Source organism: Polynucleobacter sp. MWH-Adler-W8 (genome assembly GCF_001889925.1).
GTDB lineage: Bacteria > Pseudomonadota > Gammaproteobacteria > Burkholderiales > Burkholderiaceae > Polynucleobacter.
Genome location: NZ_LZFI01000007.1, coordinates 59433 through 74111, shown reverse-complemented (window position 1 = coordinate 74111; position 14679 = coordinate 59433). Strand labels below are relative to the sequence as shown.

12 protein-coding genes and 1 pseudogene are annotated in these 14679 nt (G+C 47.0%); 10 read left to right on the top strand and 3 right to left on the bottom strand.

Translation table 11 applies throughout. The features are described 5' to 3' along the window. Positions 1–3: 3 nt before the first annotated feature. From AOC28_RS09175 to ompA, 3 genes are all read right to left on the bottom strand, one after another. Complete coding sequence (locus AOC28_RS09175; RefSeq protein WP_072583677.1) at positions 4–684, bottom strand: HAD-IA family hydrolase; 681 nt, start codon at positions 682–684, stop codon at positions 4–6. A gap of 8 nt (positions 685–692) precedes the next feature. Then, positions 693–1382: a bifunctional 2-polyprenyl-6-hydroxyphenol methylase/3-demethylubiquinol 3-O-methyltransferase UbiG gene (gene ubiG / locus AOC28_RS09170; RefSeq protein ID WP_072583676.1), complete on the bottom strand. Its 690-nt coding sequence runs from the start codon at positions 1380–1382 to the stop codon at positions 693–695. A gap of 96 nt (positions 1383–1478) precedes the next feature. After that, a complete protein-coding gene (gene ompA, locus AOC28_RS09165; RefSeq protein WP_072583675.1) occupies positions 1479–2042 on the bottom strand; it encodes an outer membrane protein OmpA in 564 nt (187 codons plus the stop codon). Between the two features lie 159 nt (positions 2043–2201). On the opposite strand from ompA, the gene gyrA reads away from it, so the two are divergent. The 10 genes and pseudogenes from gyrA (at position 2202) to lapB (ending at position 14648) form a co-directional block, all read left to right on the top strand. After that, on the top strand, positions 2202–4910 hold the full coding sequence (gene gyrA, locus AOC28_RS09160; RefSeq protein WP_072583674.1) for a DNA gyrase subunit A: 2709 nt from the start codon (positions 2202–2204) through the stop codon (positions 4908–4910). A gap of 25 nt (positions 4911–4935) precedes the next feature. Further along, a complete protein-coding gene (gene serC / locus AOC28_RS09155) occupies positions 4936–6033 on the top strand; it encodes a 3-phosphoserine/phosphohydroxythreonine transaminase (RefSeq protein ID WP_072583673.1) in 1098 nt (365 codons plus the stop codon). Continuing rightward, a complete protein-coding gene (gene pheA, locus AOC28_RS09150) occupies positions 6033–7112 on the top strand; it encodes a prephenate dehydratase (RefSeq protein WP_072583672.1) in 1080 nt (359 codons plus the stop codon). The genes serC and pheA overlap by 1 nt, the downstream gene beginning before the upstream one ends. A gap of 54 nt (positions 7113–7166) precedes the next feature. Further along, a complete protein-coding gene (hisC, locus tag AOC28_RS09145) occupies positions 7167–8285 on the top strand; it encodes a histidinol-phosphate transaminase (RefSeq protein WP_072583671.1) in 1119 nt (372 codons plus the stop codon). Beyond that, positions 8285–9166 (top strand): prephenate dehydrogenase/arogenate dehydrogenase family protein, encoded by an 882-nt coding sequence (locus AOC28_RS09140; RefSeq protein ID WP_072583670.1) that lies wholly within the window; start codon positions 8285–8287, stop codon positions 9164–9166. Before hisC ends, AOC28_RS09140 begins: the two co-directional genes overlap by 1 nt. 8 nt (positions 9167–9174) lie before the next feature. Further along, a complete protein-coding gene (gene aroA, locus AOC28_RS09135; protein ID WP_143143925.1) occupies positions 9175–10494 on the top strand; it encodes a 3-phosphoshikimate 1-carboxyvinyltransferase in 1320 nt (439 codons plus the stop codon). A 4-nt stretch (positions 10495–10498) separates the two neighbouring features. Next, a complete protein-coding gene (cmk, locus tag AOC28_RS09130) occupies positions 10499–11161 on the top strand; it encodes a (d)CMP kinase (RefSeq protein ID WP_072583668.1) in 663 nt (220 codons plus the stop codon). Between the two features lie 144 nt (positions 11162–11305). After that, positions 11306–12979, top strand: a complete 1674-nt coding sequence (rpsA, locus tag AOC28_RS09125) for a 30S ribosomal protein S1 (RefSeq protein ID WP_072583667.1) — start codon at positions 11306–11308, stop codon at positions 12977–12979. A gap of 52 nt (positions 12980–13031) precedes the next feature. Beyond that, a pseudogene (locus tag AOC28_RS09120) lies at positions 13032–13328 on the top strand (integration host factor subunit beta); the annotation flags it as partial. 108 nt (positions 13329–13436) lie between these two features. Then, on the top strand, positions 13437–14648 hold the full coding sequence (lapB, locus tag AOC28_RS09115) for a lipopolysaccharide assembly protein LapB (RefSeq protein ID WP_072583666.1): 1212 nt from the start codon (positions 13437–13439) through the stop codon (positions 14646–14648). Positions 14649–14679 lie beyond the last annotated feature (31 nt).

Here is a 14679-nt window from a genome sequence, read left to right as displayed (position 1 = left end):
CTTTTATTCCCTATTGGGAAAGATGATTTGCAATAGCTCGAGGGGTTGATTAACGATGTAATCGGCTCCCCAGGCCTCTGGAGGCTCTTTACAGCCACAGTAGCCATAAGCGGCTGCGACAGTCTTCATTCCTGCTGCTTTGCCTGCCACAACATCTCTAATGTCATCGCCTATATAAAGTGATTTTGTAGGATCTACTTTAGCTATTCTGGCGGCGTGCAAGATAGGCTCAGGATGGGGTTTTGAATACGGTGTTGTATCGCCAGAAACGGTAGAAATAGCTCTTTGGCGTAAACCCATTAATTCAGTAAGAGGATTGGTAAAGCGCTCACTTTTATTCGTAACAATGCCCCAGGGGAGCTTGGCTTGATCCATTTGATCCAGTAAGTGGCTCATGTCATCGAATAATTTACTCTCTACCAGCAATGCTTTTTCGTAATTACTGAAAAATTCATCGCGCAATAGGGTGAAATCTGCATGATCGGGGCTAATGCCAAAGGCGCCTTCGAGTAATCCGCGAGCACCAGCTGAGGCATAGGGACGCAGAAATTCATAAGGCTTAGGCGCAAGATTGCGCGCAACGAGCAATTGATTGGTTGCCGCTACTAAATCAGGTGCAGTATCGGCTAATGTGCCATCTAAATCAAAAAAGATGCCGGCATAAGGGCTGAAAAGATTTCTCATATCTTGAATTATTTACGAACGGCAATCATGTAGTTCACATCCACATCATCACTCAAGCTATAGACCTGAGTGAGTGGGTTGTAGCTCATACCCTTCATGCCAAGCATTTCTAAACCCGCATGGCGAGTAAAGGCGACGAGCTCAGAAGGTTTGATGAATTTAGCGTACTCGTGAGTACCTCTGGGAAGTAATTTCAGAATGTATTCAGCACCAATAATGGCAAATAAGTAGGACTTAGGGCTGCGGTTGAGGGTGCTAAAAAATAACGTGCCCCCAGGCTTACAAAGTTTGGCGCAAGCGCGCACTACCGAAGCGGGGTCCGGCACGTGTTCAAGCATCTCCATGCAGGTCACCACGTCATACTGTTCAGGTTGCTCATCAGCGAGTGCCTCTGCTGAGATGGAGCGATAAGAAAGGTTTGCGCCTACCTCTAAAGCATGCAATTCAGCTACTTTGAGAGCTTTTTCAGATAAATCGATACCGGTGGTTTCTGCGCCTGATTGGGACATGGATTCTGCCAAGATGCCACCGCCGCAACCGATATCAACCACCTTCTTGCCTTCTAAGCTAACAAAGGACTTAATCCAGTTCAGGCGCAGTGGGTTGATGGCGTGCAGGGGTTTGAATTCGCTATTAGGGTCCCACCAACGATGGGCTAGGGCGCTAAATTTGGTGATTTCTGACTGGTCGACGTTCATATAAATGGGCTAATTGTGAGGCTATTGGAGAAGTCTATGAATATAGCGGAAATAAAAAAGCCCGCTAGAAGCGGGCTTTTTTACAAGTAAAGTGAATTACTGAGCTGCTGTACCAACAACTTCGATGTCAGTACGGCGGTTCTTAGCGCGGCCTTCAGCAGTTGCATTTGATGCAACTGGATTGCTCTTGCCTTTTGATTCTGTGTAGATGCGGCTACCGTCAACACCTTTGCTTGTCAGGTAAGTCTTAACTGACTGAGCACGACGCTGACCGAGGGCCATGTTGTATGCATCTGTACCAACGCTGTCAGTGTTACCAACAGCAATGATTACTTCTAACTTGATCTTGCTCAAATCAGCAGCGATCTTGTCCAAAGTAGCTTTACCTTCTGGTTTCAAGTCAGACTTGTTGAAGTCATAAAGTGTGTCAGCTTGCAAAGTGATTTTGCTTTGGCTAACGCCAGCAGCAGCAGTCAACGCACCGTCACAACCTTTAGCTGCGGTAGCAGGAGTCCAGTTGTTATCGCGCCAGCACAATGTGCCATCGCCGTTTTTCCAGTTTAGGGCGCCATCGCCGTTTTGCCAGTTATCAGAAGCCATTGCTGCAGTTGCAGAAACAGTAATAACAGAAGCGAGCAACACTCTTAGGGTTTTGTTCATTTTTAGTCCTCAAAAATCTCTTTTTTAATTAAAGTCAAACTTAAATGTAATTCGCCCTACCTTGATGCAAAAACTGCAAAGCGACACATCTCAATTTCGTACAAACTGACAGAATCTTAGCATAGGGCCTACCTGTCATCAAAATGATATTATTTCTAGATGGAACAAGCCGCTAAAGAAACACTACCAATATCCCTCGAAGACGAAATGCGGCGGTCCTATTTGGACTACGCAATGAGCGTCATTGTCGGCAGAGCCCTGCCAGACGTGCGTGACGGCCTCAAACCGGTTCACCGCCGGGTCTTATTCGCAATGTATGAATTAAACAACGATTGGAACCGAGCTTACAAAAAATCTGCCCGTATAGTTGGCGATGTAATCGGTAAATATCATCCGCACGGTGATTCTGCGGTGTATGACACGATCGTTCGGATGGCCCAGGATTTCTCTCTGCGCTATATGCTGGTTGACGGGCAGGGTAACTTTGGCTCCGTAGACGGCGATAACGCTGCTGCAATGCGATATACCGAGATCCGCCTCCGCAAGATAGCTCATGAGCTTTTGGCCGATTTGGACAAGGAAACGGTTGATTTTGGGCCAAATTACGACGGTAGCGAGAAAGAGCCCCTGATTCTGCCTGCCAAAGTGCCGAATTTGCTCATAAATGGCAGTTCTGGCATTGCTGTAGGTATGGCGACCAACATCCCTCCCCATAACCTGGATGAGGTGGTTTCAGCCTGTTTGCACGTGCTTCACAACCCAGAATGCACGATTGATGAGCTTATTGAGATCATCCCAGCCCCGGATTTCCCGACTGCCGGCATTATTTACGGCGTTCAAGGTGTTCGCGAGGGTTATCGCACTGGCCGTGGCCGTGTCGTGATGCGTGCCAAAACTCACTTTGAAGATTTGGATAAGGGCGCGCGTCAAGCCATCATCGTTGATGAGTTGCCATACCAAGTCAATAAAAAGAACTTGCTCGAGCGTATTGCTGAGTTGGTGAATGAGAAAAAAGTTGAAGGTATTTCTGATTTGCGTGATGAGTCAGATAAATCTGGTATGCGCGTTGTGATTGAGTTGAAGCGCGGCGAGGTGCCCGAAGTCGTTCTCAATAATTTGTATAAGAGCACTCAGTTACAAGATAACTTCGGCATGAACATGGTGGCCTTGGTAGATAACCAACCACGCTTGTTGAACTTGAAGCAGATGCTTGAGTACTTCTTGCAACACCGTCGCGAAGTAGTGACACGTCGCACGATTTTTGAATTACGCAAAGCTCGTGATCGTGGTCACGTCTTAGAAGGTTTGGCTGTTGCATTGGCAAACATCGATGAGTTCATTGCGCTTATTAAAGCTGCTGCGAACCCAGTGATTGCTAAGCAAGAATTGATGGGCAAAGCTTGGGATTCATCGATGGTGCGAGAGATGTTGGCGCGTGCTGAAACTGATACGCCAGGCGGCCGCAACGCTTATCGTCCAGAGGGATTATTGCCTGAGTACGGCATGCAAACTACTGGCTTATATCGCCTCTCTGATAGCCAGGCGCAAGAGATTTTGCAGATGCGTTTACAACGCTTGACTGGTCTTGAGCAAGATAAGATTGTTAACGAATACAAAGAAGTGATGTCAGAGATTTCTGACTTACTTGATTTGTTGGCAAAGCCAGAGCGTGTAACTCAAGTGATCGAATCCGAGTTGAAAGAAGTTCAAGCGGAGTTTGGTATTGCTGGTGGTGATACAGGTCGTCGCTCATTCATCGAAATGAATGCCACCGAACTCTTCACAGAAGATTTGATTACACCGCAGGATATGGTGGTGACTCTTTCAAATACTGGTTACATGAAGAGTCAACCACTGAGTGAATATCGCGCCCAAAAACGTGGCGGTCGCGGCAAGCAAGCTGCAGCTACTAAGAACGAAGATTGGATTGACACACTCTTCGTTGCGAACACCCATGACATTATTTTGTGCTTCTCCGATCGCGGTCGGATGTATTGGCTCAAAGTTTGGGAAGTGCCGCAAGGTAGTCGCACCTCTCGTGGCAAGCCAATCGTCAATATGTTCCCTCTGATTGAAGGCGAGAAGATCACTGTGATTCTGCCGATCAAGGGCTACCAGGATGATCATTACGTCTTTATGGCTACTAGCTTGGGCACTGTGAAGAAGACTCGCTTGTCTGACTTCTCTAACCCACGTAAGGCCGGCATCATTGCGGTTGACTTGAATGAAAACGACTTCTTAGTTGGCGCAGCGATTACCGATGGTCAGCACGATGTCATGTTGTTCTCTGACGCTGGTAAAGCAGTGCGCTTTGACGAGAACGATGTTCGCCCAATGGGTCGTACCGCACGCGGTGTGCGCGGCATGAACTTAGGTGAAGGTCATCAAGTGATCGCTATGTTGGTTGCTCCAGCAGAAGCTGCAGAAGGTGCTGAAGCGGCTGTGGTTGATGCGGACGGAATTGCAATTCCAAGTAGCGTATTGACAGCTACAGAGAATGGTTACGGTAAGCGTACGCCAATCGCTGAATACACTCGACATGGACGCGGCACAAAGGGCATGATCGCCATTCAGACTTCAGAGCGTAACGGTAAGGTAGTTGCGGCTGCATTGGTATCTCCAGAAGATCAAATTATGTTGATCACTACTGGCGGTATCTTGGTTCGCACGCGTGTTTCTGAAATCCGTGAAATGGGGCGCGCTACTCAAGGCGTTACTTTGATCAATGTGGATGAAGGTACGCGCTTATCAGGTCTGCAGCGTATTGCTGAGAGCGATTCGGACGAAGAAGTTGATGGCGCAGTAGAAGGTGATGTATCTGCTGACCCAACAACCGACTCTAATGACGATACGGCAGGTGACGCTTAAGCGTCACCTTTAGGCTAGACACATCATGACTTTTGACCGCCGCATTTTCAATTTCGCTGCGGGGCCTGCTACCTTGCCTGAAGAGGTGCTGAAGCAGGCTACCGATGAAATGCTCAATTGGCGTGGGCTTGGTACAAGCGTGATGGAAATCAGTCATCGCAGCAAAGAGTTTATGGAAGTGTATGAGGAGGTGGTGCAAGATTTGCGCACCCTCATGAATATTCCTGATAGTTATGAAATTTTGCTGTTGCAAGGCGGTGGTCTTGGGCAAAATGCAGCCATCCCCATGAACCTGATGCCTTTGGCCAAGAGCGAACCGAAGGCGGATTACATCGTTACTGGCGTGTGGTCAGAAAAATCCTATAAAGAAGCGCAGAAGTATGGCACTGCAAATTTAGCTGCCTCTTCAGCCGCAGAAAAATTCAATACCATTCCGGCAAGATCAACTTGGAAGTTATCTGGTGATGCTGCTTACGTTCTCTACTGTGCCAATGAAACGATTGGCGGTGTTGAATTCCCAGATGTGCCAGACGTTGGTGATATTCCACTAGTTGCGGATATCTCTAGCAATATTCTTTCTAAAGAAATGGATGTGAACAAGTGCGCCGTTTGGTTTGGTGGTGCGCAAAAGAATATCGGCCCCTCTGGCGTGACGATTGTGATTGTGCGTAAGGATTTAATTGGTCACAGCATGGGCATTACTCCCACGATTTGGGATTGGGCTGTGCAGGCCAATACTCAGTCGATGATCAATACGCCGCCGACATTTTCGATTTATATGGCTGGCCTAGGCTTTAAGTGGCTGCTTAAGCAAGGCGGAGTGAAAGCCATTGCAAAGCGTAACCAAGAAAAAGCGGATTTACTTTATAACTTTTTAGATCAAAGCAGCTTGTATGAGAATCGTGTCACCAAGGAATATCGCTCACGTATGAACGTGACTTTCTTCTTAAAAGATGAGAACCTGAATGCAGAGTTTTTGGCGCAATCAAACGCCGCTGGCTTGGTTGCCTTGCGTGGCCATAAAGCTGCAGGCGGTATGCGTGCTAGCATCTATAACGCAATGCCTATTGAGGGTGTAAAAGCCTTAGTTGAATTTATGCGCGACTTTGAAAGGCGGGCTTAATGAGTACTGAAGAACAGCGCTTAGCACCCTTGCGGGAAAAAATTGATTCATTAGATGCGCAAATATTAGATTTATTGACTCAGCGTGCTAAAGCAGCGCAAGAGGTTGGGCACATTAAAGGCGGTTTTGCTTCGCCAGTATTTCGTCCAGAACGTGAGCGCCAAGTAGTTGCTCGCCTGCAAGAAATTAATAAAGGCCCGTTGTTGCCAGATGGCATTGCTGCAATTTGGCGTGAAGTCATGTCTGCTTGCAGAGCATTAGAAGCACGTCAAACCATTGCGTATCTTGGCCCAGTTGGAACATTCTCTGAGCAAGCTGCGCAAACTTATTTTGGTCATTCCATTGCTGGATTGCCTTGTGCCAGTTTGGATGAGGTTTTTAAAGCAGTAGAGAAGGGCGCGGCACAATTTGGCGTAGTGCCTGTTGAGAATTCTAATGAAGGTGCGATTTCTCGCACATTGGATTTATTGCTCGACTCTTCTATGCGTATTAGCGGCGAAGTCGTATTGCCAATTCGTCATCACTTGTTGACTAAGAGCGGTAACTTGGATGGTGTAACCACCGTTTGCGCTCATGCTCAAGCATTGGCGCAGTGCCAGCAATGGTTAAGCGTGCACGCTCCACAACTCAAGCGTCAAGCGGTGAGTAGTAATGCGGAAGCAGCTCGCATGGCGGCAAGTGATCCTACTCTGGCTGCAATTGCTGGTGATCCCGCTCAAGAAGCTTATGGCTTGCAAGCAGTGGCTGCACAGATTCAGGATGATCCGCATAATCGCACCCGTTTTGTTGTGGTTGGTAAATACGCCTGCCAGCCAACCGGTAAAGATCAGACCTCTTTGGTGCTCTCTGTTGATAACCAGCCTGGTGCCGTTCATCGCTTATTAGCGCCTTTGGCAACGCATAGTGTCTCTATGAATCGCTTCGAATCTCGTCCTGCACGCAAAGGTACTTGGGAATATCACTTCTATATTGACATTGCTGGTCATGCAGATGATGCGAAAGTGGTGAAGGCGCTTGAAGAGTTAAAAGGGGTTGCAGCTTTCTATAAGAACCTTGGCTCGTATCCTCACTCTACCTAATCCAAGATTAACTGTAACTAACTGTGTATTAGTAAATAAATTAGTAAAGCTCGAATGACTTCTAAGATTGGCTTAAAACATATTCATGCGATCGCCCCTTATGTTGGTGGTCGCCCTATCAGCGAAGTTGCGCGTGAGTATGGCCTTGATGAAAATAAAATTGTGAAGCTAGCCTCCAATGAAAATCCATTAGGCATGCCAAAGTCCGCACAAGATGCAATGCTCAAGGCTGCAGGTGACTTAGGCCGCTACCCAGATTCCAATGGATTTGAGTTAAAGAATGTTTTAGCCGATCGATTGGGTGTGCCAACAGACTGGATTACCTTAGGTAATGGCAGTAACGATATTCTGGAATTGGCTGCCCGTGCAGTGGCGCAAGCGGGCGATGAAGTGATCTTCTCAAAGCATGCCTTTGCTGTTTATCCCTTAGCCACTCAGGCTGTTGGCGCTAAGGCAATTGAAGTGGCTGCTACGGATATTTATGGCCACGACCTACCAGTCATGTTGGCGGCAATTAAAGCATCTGGCGACAAGGCAAAGTTGGTATTTGTGGCTAATCCCAATAATCCTACTGGTAGTTATTTGACAGCTAAAGAGATTGAAGACTTTTTAGTTGCAGTTCCATCAAATGTAGTTGTTGTACTTGATGAAGCATATAACGAGTACCTCACGCCTGAGCAACGCTACGATGCCATTGCTTGGGTAAAGCGCTTCCCTAATATGATTTTGTCGCGCAGTTTCTCCAAGGCTTATGGTTTAGCCGGTCTGCGCATTGGTTATGGGGTTGCACAACCGCATTTAACTGATCTACTGAATCGTATTCGTCAGCCGTTTAATGTGAATAGTCTAGCCCAGGCTGCTGCTATTGCAGCCTTTCAGGACAAAGAATTTTTGCAGCAAGGTTTTGAACTCAATCGTGCTGGCTATGCCCAGCTCACCAAAGCTTTCGATGAACTAGGCTTACGCTATCTGACGTCTGCAGGCAACTTTGTACTCGTTAAGGTGGGTGATGATGACCAAGCTGGTGCTCGCATTAATTTGGAATTACTTAAGCGCGGCATTATTGTTCGCCCAGTGGGTAACTACGGCTTGCCACAATGGTTGCGTATCTCGATCGGTTTGCCAGAAGAAAATGCAGCCTTCATTGCCGCTTTAAAAGAAATACTGTCCTAATGACCATCATTAATCCAGCAAGTAATTACGGTACCGTCACCATTGTTGGTGTTGGTTTGATTGGTGCCTCATTGGGTTTGGCACTCAAGCAGGCGGGTGTGGTGACAAAAGTTTTGGGCGTAGGTCGTAGTAAAGAAAATTTAGATCAAGCGCAAAAGATGGGTGCGATTGATGGTGTGGTGGATTTGGTTGAGGCAGCCAAGCAATCTGATGTCATCGTACTTTGTGTGCCCGTAGCGCAAATGCGCGCTGCATTTGAAATGATGGAGCCACATCTTGAGCCTCGCACCATGATTACCGATGCCGGCAGCACTAAAGGCGATGTGATTTTGGCTGCCAAGGAGGTGTTGGGTAAGAAGGCATGTCAATTTGTGCCGGCTCATCCGATTGCAGGCGGCGCTCAGCACGGGGCCAGTGCGGCTAAGGCAGATTTATTTCAAGGTAAGCAAACCATTATTTGTCCTTTGCAGGAAAACTCACCAGAAGATATCTCTTTGATCACGGGTTTTTGGGAATCCGTTGGTTCTGAGGTGAAAAAGATTGGTGTTGTACAACATGATGCGATTTATGCAGCAGTTTCGCATCTGCCTCATATCTTGTCTTATGCCTTAATGGCTAGCGTAGTGAATTCTGAAGACGCTGATCAAAAGCTTAGTCATGTGGGTGCTGGCTTTAAAGATTTCACCCGTATTGCAGCTTCAAGTCCCGAGATGTGGCGCGACATTTGCTTAGGTAATCGCACTGCAATTCTGAAAGAGTTAGATCAGTATCTGTTGATTGTGAGTCATATGCGTAAACTGATTGCTGAGAACGATGGCCCTGGATTAGAAAAATTATTCAATAAGGCGAGTAAAGCGCGTCAAGATTTGGATGTACTTTGATGAGTGGTTTGCCAGATATTAGTATTGGTCCATTCAAGCGAGCCCAAGGCTCGATTGTTTTGCCAGGGTCTAAGAGTATTTCAAATCGGGCATTGCTACTTGCAGCCCTTTCCAGTGGCACAACCACTCTCAAGAATTTATTAGATGCAGATGACACTCAAGTCATGCGCAGTGCCTTGCGTCAATTAGGATTGTCCTTTACCGATCAACCTAATCAAGTATGCGTAGTCGAGGGTTGTGGTGGTAAGTTCCCGGTGCAGGAGGCGGACCTCTTTATGGGTAATGCCGGCACTGCGATGCGTCCATTAACCGCAGCTTTAGCAATGCAAGGTGGTAACTATCGTTTATCTGGTGTTGCCCGCATGCATGAGCGACCAATACGGGATTTGGTGGATGGTTTACGTCAAGTGGGCGCAAAGATCGACTATGAATTGCAGGAAGGCTATCCACCGATCAGAATATCCGCTGCAGCGATTCGGATTAAAGATGTTGTTAAAGTGCGCGGCGATGTATCAAGCCAATTTTTAACTGCATTGCTCATGGCCTTGCCTTTGGTTGCGATGGAGCCGGTACGTATTGAGGTAATTGGAGAACTCATCTCACGTCCGTATATCGATATCACTTTGAAACTGATGGCGCGCTTTGGCGTGACGGTTGCTTGCCCCGATAAACAGTCATTCATTATTCCTGCAAAACATTCGGATTCTGTGTACAAGAGTCCTGGTCAGTTATCTGTTGAGGGCGATGCTTCATCAGCCTCTTATTTCCTGGCTCTTGGTGCTATTGGCGCTGGTCCCATAAAAGTTCTTGGCGTTGGTAAGGATAGTATTCAAGGTGATGTGGCTTTTGCTGATGCACTTGCGCTTATGGGTGCCAAGATCAATGCTGGTGAAGATTGGATCGAAGTTTCTGGTGTGAAAAATGCCAATGGCAAGCTTAATGGCATCACCATTGATTGCACTGAAATTCCGGATGCTGCGATGACCTTGGCTGTTACTGCTTTGTTTGCAGAAGGCCCAACGCGTTTAAACAATATTGCTAGCTGGCGCGTTAAAGAAACAGATCGCATTGCGGCAATGGCAAAAGAATTGAAAAAAGTTGGTGCAATCGTTGAAGAAGGTGCTGACTATATTGTTGTGCAAGCCCCTGCATTACCCGGTGATTGGAAGTCTCCGATTGAAGGTATTGATACCTATGATGACCATCGCATGGCCATGTGCTTCTCACTTGCTGCATTTGGCCCAAATGCACTCAAGATCAATGACCCTAATTGCGTAGCAAAAACCTTCCCGACTTACTTCACAGAGTTTGCAAAGGTAGTGAACTAAGTTCATGAGCTCTTTCCCAGTCATTGCTATTGATGGTCCAACCGCTTCGGGCAAAGGTACGGTTGCCTCACTCGTTGCAGAAAAGCTGGGCTTTCATTATTTGGATAGTGGCGCCCTCTATCGCTTAGTGGCTTTAGCTAGCGAAAAAAAGGGAATTAACGTTGAAAATGGCCTAGAACTTGGACTTTTAGTCCCTAAGTTATTGATTTTATTCAAAAATGGGCGAATTTTGCTAAATGGCGAGGATGTCACAGATGCTATTCGTACTGAAAGTATGGGTTTAAGGGCCTCCGCTTTAGCCATCCACCCTGAGGTGAGATCCGCTTTGGTGGGCCTGCAACGCAGTTTTCGTCAATCTCCTGGGTTGGTAGCCGATGGCAGGGATATGGCAAGTGTCATATTCCCAGACGCCGTTTTGAAGGTTTTCTTGACTGCAACGGCAGCTGCCAGAGCCGAGCGTCGCTATAAGCAATTGATAGCTAAGGGAATTTCTGCTAAACTTGAGGACTTGCTGCAAGATTTGCAGGAGCGCGATGCTAGAGACAGTAGTCGAGGTACCGCACCCTTGTTAGTTGCAGATGGTGCAAAAGTGCTTGAGACATCGAATTTGTCGATAGATCAAGCAGTTAAGACAGTTTTGGATTGGTATCAATCTGCGATTGCTTAGTTTGTAGTTGTTTTAGCAGTGAGTTGTAAGCAGTAGTTTTTGGTGTCTTAAGAAACTCCACAACGCGACTTTTCATTAGCGTGTTTCTTGAAGACTTTTTCAATCTAACCCGTCAGGCCTTCTGACGGCACAAAGTGAATACACATGTCTGAATCATTTGCAGAACTATTTGAAGAATCATTAACCCGATCGAATATGAAGACCGGCCAAGTTATTTCGGCTGAAGTTCTCCGCATCGACCATAACTTCGTCGTTGTTAACGCTGGCTTAAAGTCTGAAGCGTTTATTCCTGTTGAAGAATTCCATAACGACGCTGGCGAGATTGAAGTAGCTCCTGGCGATTTCGTTTCTGTTGCTATTGACGCTCTTGAGAACGGCTATGGCGACACCATCCTCTCCCGTGATAAAGCGAAACGCTTGGCATCATGGATGAACTTGGAAAAAGCGCTTGAGCAAGCTGAGATCGTTACTGGTACTGTTACTGGTAAGGTTAAAGGCGGCTTGACTGTCATGGTTAACGGTATCCGCGCATTCTTGCCTGGATCACTCGTTGATACACGCCCAATCAAAGACACCAGCCCTTACGAAGGTAAGACGATGGAGTTCAAGGTTATCAAGCTTGACCGTAAGCGTAACAACGTAGTGTTGTCACGTCGTGCAGTGGTGGAAGCTAGCCAAGGTGAAGAGCGTGCTAAGTTGATGTCTAACCTTAAAGAAGGTGCAGTTGTTACTGGCCTCGTTAAGAACATCACAGATTACGGCGCGTTCGTTGACCTCGGTGGTATCGATGGCCTCTTGCACATTACTGACTTGGCATGGCGTCGTGTGCGTCACCCAAGCGAGATGTTGACTGTTGGTCAAGAAGTTACTGCGAAGATTTTGAAGTTCGATCAAGAAAAGAACCGTGTTTCACTCGGCGTGAAACAACTTGGTGATGATCCATGGGTTGGTATCGCTCGTCGTTACCCACCAAACACCCGTTTATTCGGCAAAGTAACTAACCTGACTGATTACGGCGCATTCGTTGAAATCGAATCTGGTATCGAAGGTTTGGTACACGTTTCCGAGATGGACTGGACTAACAAGAACGTTGCTCCAAGCAAGGCTACTGCATTAGGAACCGAAGTTGAAGTAATGGTTCTGGACATTGATGAAGACAAGCGTCGTATCAGCTTGGGCATTAAACAGTGCAAAGCTAATCCATGGGAAGAGTTTTCACGTGCCCAACAAAAAGGCGATAAGTTAACTGGCGCAATCAAGTCTATTACTGACTTTGGTGTGTTCATTGGTTTGCCTGGCGGTATCGACGGTTTAGTTCATCTCTCAGACATTTCATGGAATGAGCCAGGCGAAGAAGCTGTTAAGAAATACAAAAAAGGTGATGAAGTTGAAGCCACTGTATTGGCAATTGATGTTGAGAAAGAGCGCATCTCTCTCGGTATTAAGCAATTGTCTGGTGACCCATTCAACAACTACACATCTGTCAGCGACAAGGGTAGCCTCGTAACTGGTACTGTGAAAGCGGTTGATGCTAAGGGTGCAACTATTCACTTGGCTGATGAAGTTGAAGCTTACTTACGTGCTTCTGAGATCTCAACAGATCGCGTTGAAGATGCACGTAATGTATTGAAAGAAGGCGATAGCGTTACTGCAATGATCATTAATATTGATCGTAAGTCACGCGTTATCAATCTTTCAATCAAAGCAAAAGACAGCTCTGATCAACAAGATGCAATGAGCAAGCTCCAAGGTGATGCGCAGTCTGGCACAACCAATTTGGGTGCTTTGTTAAAAGCAAAATTGGACAATCAAGGCTAAATCAATATCGCCGCTTTCCATTAGGGGAGCGGCGATTTTTTATTGATAGATCATGACAGATCAAGAGCAACAAGCAATCACCCGCTCCGAACTAGTGGAGAGCCTCGCGGAACAGTTTCCGCAGCTTCTGCCTAGGGACGTAGAGTTGGCGGTGAAAACTTTGCTGGATACAATGACTCATGCTTTGGCTGAGGGTAAGCGCATTGAACTGCGCGGCGTGGGAAGTTTTGTACTCCACCATCGTCCTGCGCGTACTGGGCGCAATCCAAAGTCTGGTGAGAAAGTATTGATTCCAGAAAAACGCGTTCCACACTTTAAGCCTGGCAAAGAGTTGCGTGAGCGAGTAGATTACAAGCCTTTGAAGCAGGCGGGCCCCAAAGAGGGTTCTGGTGCCTAAGATTCAGGCTCAACCTCAGTGGTCCATTCGGGCCATTTTTTTATTTAAATTCTGCGCACAATGATTCAGATAGCTACCGCTTGGTTATTGTTACTGCCGGTGATGTTTGGTATCGGTTGGTTAGCTGCACGCTGGGATTTGCGTCTTGAAAATCGCATGGATGAACGTGAGCGTATGCGTCAGCAGCGCTCTACCTTTAAAGGTTTGAGTCTTTTGCTCAACGAGCAACCTGATCAAGCGATTGAAACCTTAGTCAAAATTGCGCAATTAGATCCAGAGACTATTGAATTACATTTCTCATTAGGTAATTTATTTCGCCGCCGTGGTGAGACGGAGCGTGCTATTCGCATTCATCAACACCTGGCAAATCGCGATGATTTAAAGCCCCGCGATCGTGATCATGCTGCCTATGAGTTGGGCCGTGACTTTTTGCGGGCAGGTTTGCTTGACCGCGCAGAAGCCTCCCTAAATCGAGTGGGTGATGGCAAATATGCTGAGCCTGCAAAAGAGAGCTTGTTGGAGATGTATCAGATTGAGCATGATTGGAAAAAAGCCATCATTGCTGCAGGTGAGCTTGAAGGTCTGCAAGGTAAATCGCACCATACTGAAATTGCTCAATTTCACTGCGAGCTTGGTCAAGAGGCCTTGCGTCGCAAAGACTTGGTTGAGGCGGAGCAGTCCATCCAGCGCGCTCTGCAGGCTGTCCCGAATCATGCACGTGCTTTGATTTTGCAAGGCGATTACTTAATGGCGATGGATCGTCCCGCTCAAGCAATTGAGGCATGGAGTGTGATTGCTAGTTCTCACCCTGCTTATATGCATTTGTTGGCCGATCGTTGGATGCTTGCTCACGCAGCAGTTAATAAAGAGAGTGAGGGTTTAGATCGCCTCTGTGAATTGTTAAAAACTCAAGCCACTGGTGAGTTGCTCGATATTGTGCATAAGCACCTGATGAAAATTCGTGGTCCACAGGCAGCAAATGCGATGTTGTCTGATGTGATGCAGCATTCCCCAACTCTCATCGCTCTGTCTAAGATGGCGGAAACCCGCCTTGCACTGGAGGAGGGTAGCGCCAATCCAGAAAGACTGTTGGAGTTGCAATCTATTCTGAATCTATTGCGTCAGCGTACAACTAGTCTGGCTCGTTACACTTGCGGCAATTGTGGCTTTAGGGCAAGAAGGTTTTATTGGCAGTGCCCTGGTTGTAATCATTGGGAGGCATACTCCCCAAGGCGTAGCGAGGGTGCTGCACCAAGCGGCCCTTCAATGTAAATTAATTAAACCGTCATGATTTCAATATGTA

Coding starts and splice junctions, on each gene's coding strand:
- AOC28_RS09175 (WP_072583677.1), bottom strand. CDS start 684: ATGAGAAATCTTTTCAGCCCTTATGCCGGCATCTTTTTTGATTTAGAT.
- ubiG (WP_072583676.1), bottom strand. CDS start 1,382: ATGAACGTCGACCAGTCAGAAATCACCAAATTTAGCGCCCTAGCCCAT.
- ompA (WP_072583675.1), bottom strand. CDS start 2,042: ATGAACAAAACCCTAAGAGTGTTGCTCGCTTCTGTTATTACTGTTTCT.
- gyrA (WP_072583674.1), top strand. CDS start 2,202: ATGGAACAAGCCGCTAAAGAAACACTACCAATATCCCTCGAAGACGAA.
- serC (WP_072583673.1), top strand. CDS start 4,936: ATGACTTTTGACCGCCGCATTTTCAATTTCGCTGCGGGGCCTGCTACC.
- pheA (WP_072583672.1), top strand. CDS start 6,033: ATGAGTACTGAAGAACAGCGCTTAGCACCCTTGCGGGAAAAAATTGAT.
- hisC (WP_072583671.1), top strand. CDS start 7,167: ATGACTTCTAAGATTGGCTTAAAACATATTCATGCGATCGCCCCTTAT.
- AOC28_RS09140 (WP_072583670.1), top strand. CDS start 8,285: ATGACCATCATTAATCCAGCAAGTAATTACGGTACCGTCACCATTGTT.
- cmk (WP_072583668.1), top strand. CDS start 10,499: ATGAGCTCTTTCCCAGTCATTGCTATTGATGGTCCAACCGCTTCGGGC.
- rpsA (WP_072583667.1), top strand. CDS start 11,306: ATGTCTGAATCATTTGCAGAACTATTTGAAGAATCATTAACCCGATCG.
- lapB (WP_072583666.1), top strand. CDS start 13,437: ATGATTCAGATAGCTACCGCTTGGTTATTGTTACTGCCGGTGATGTTT.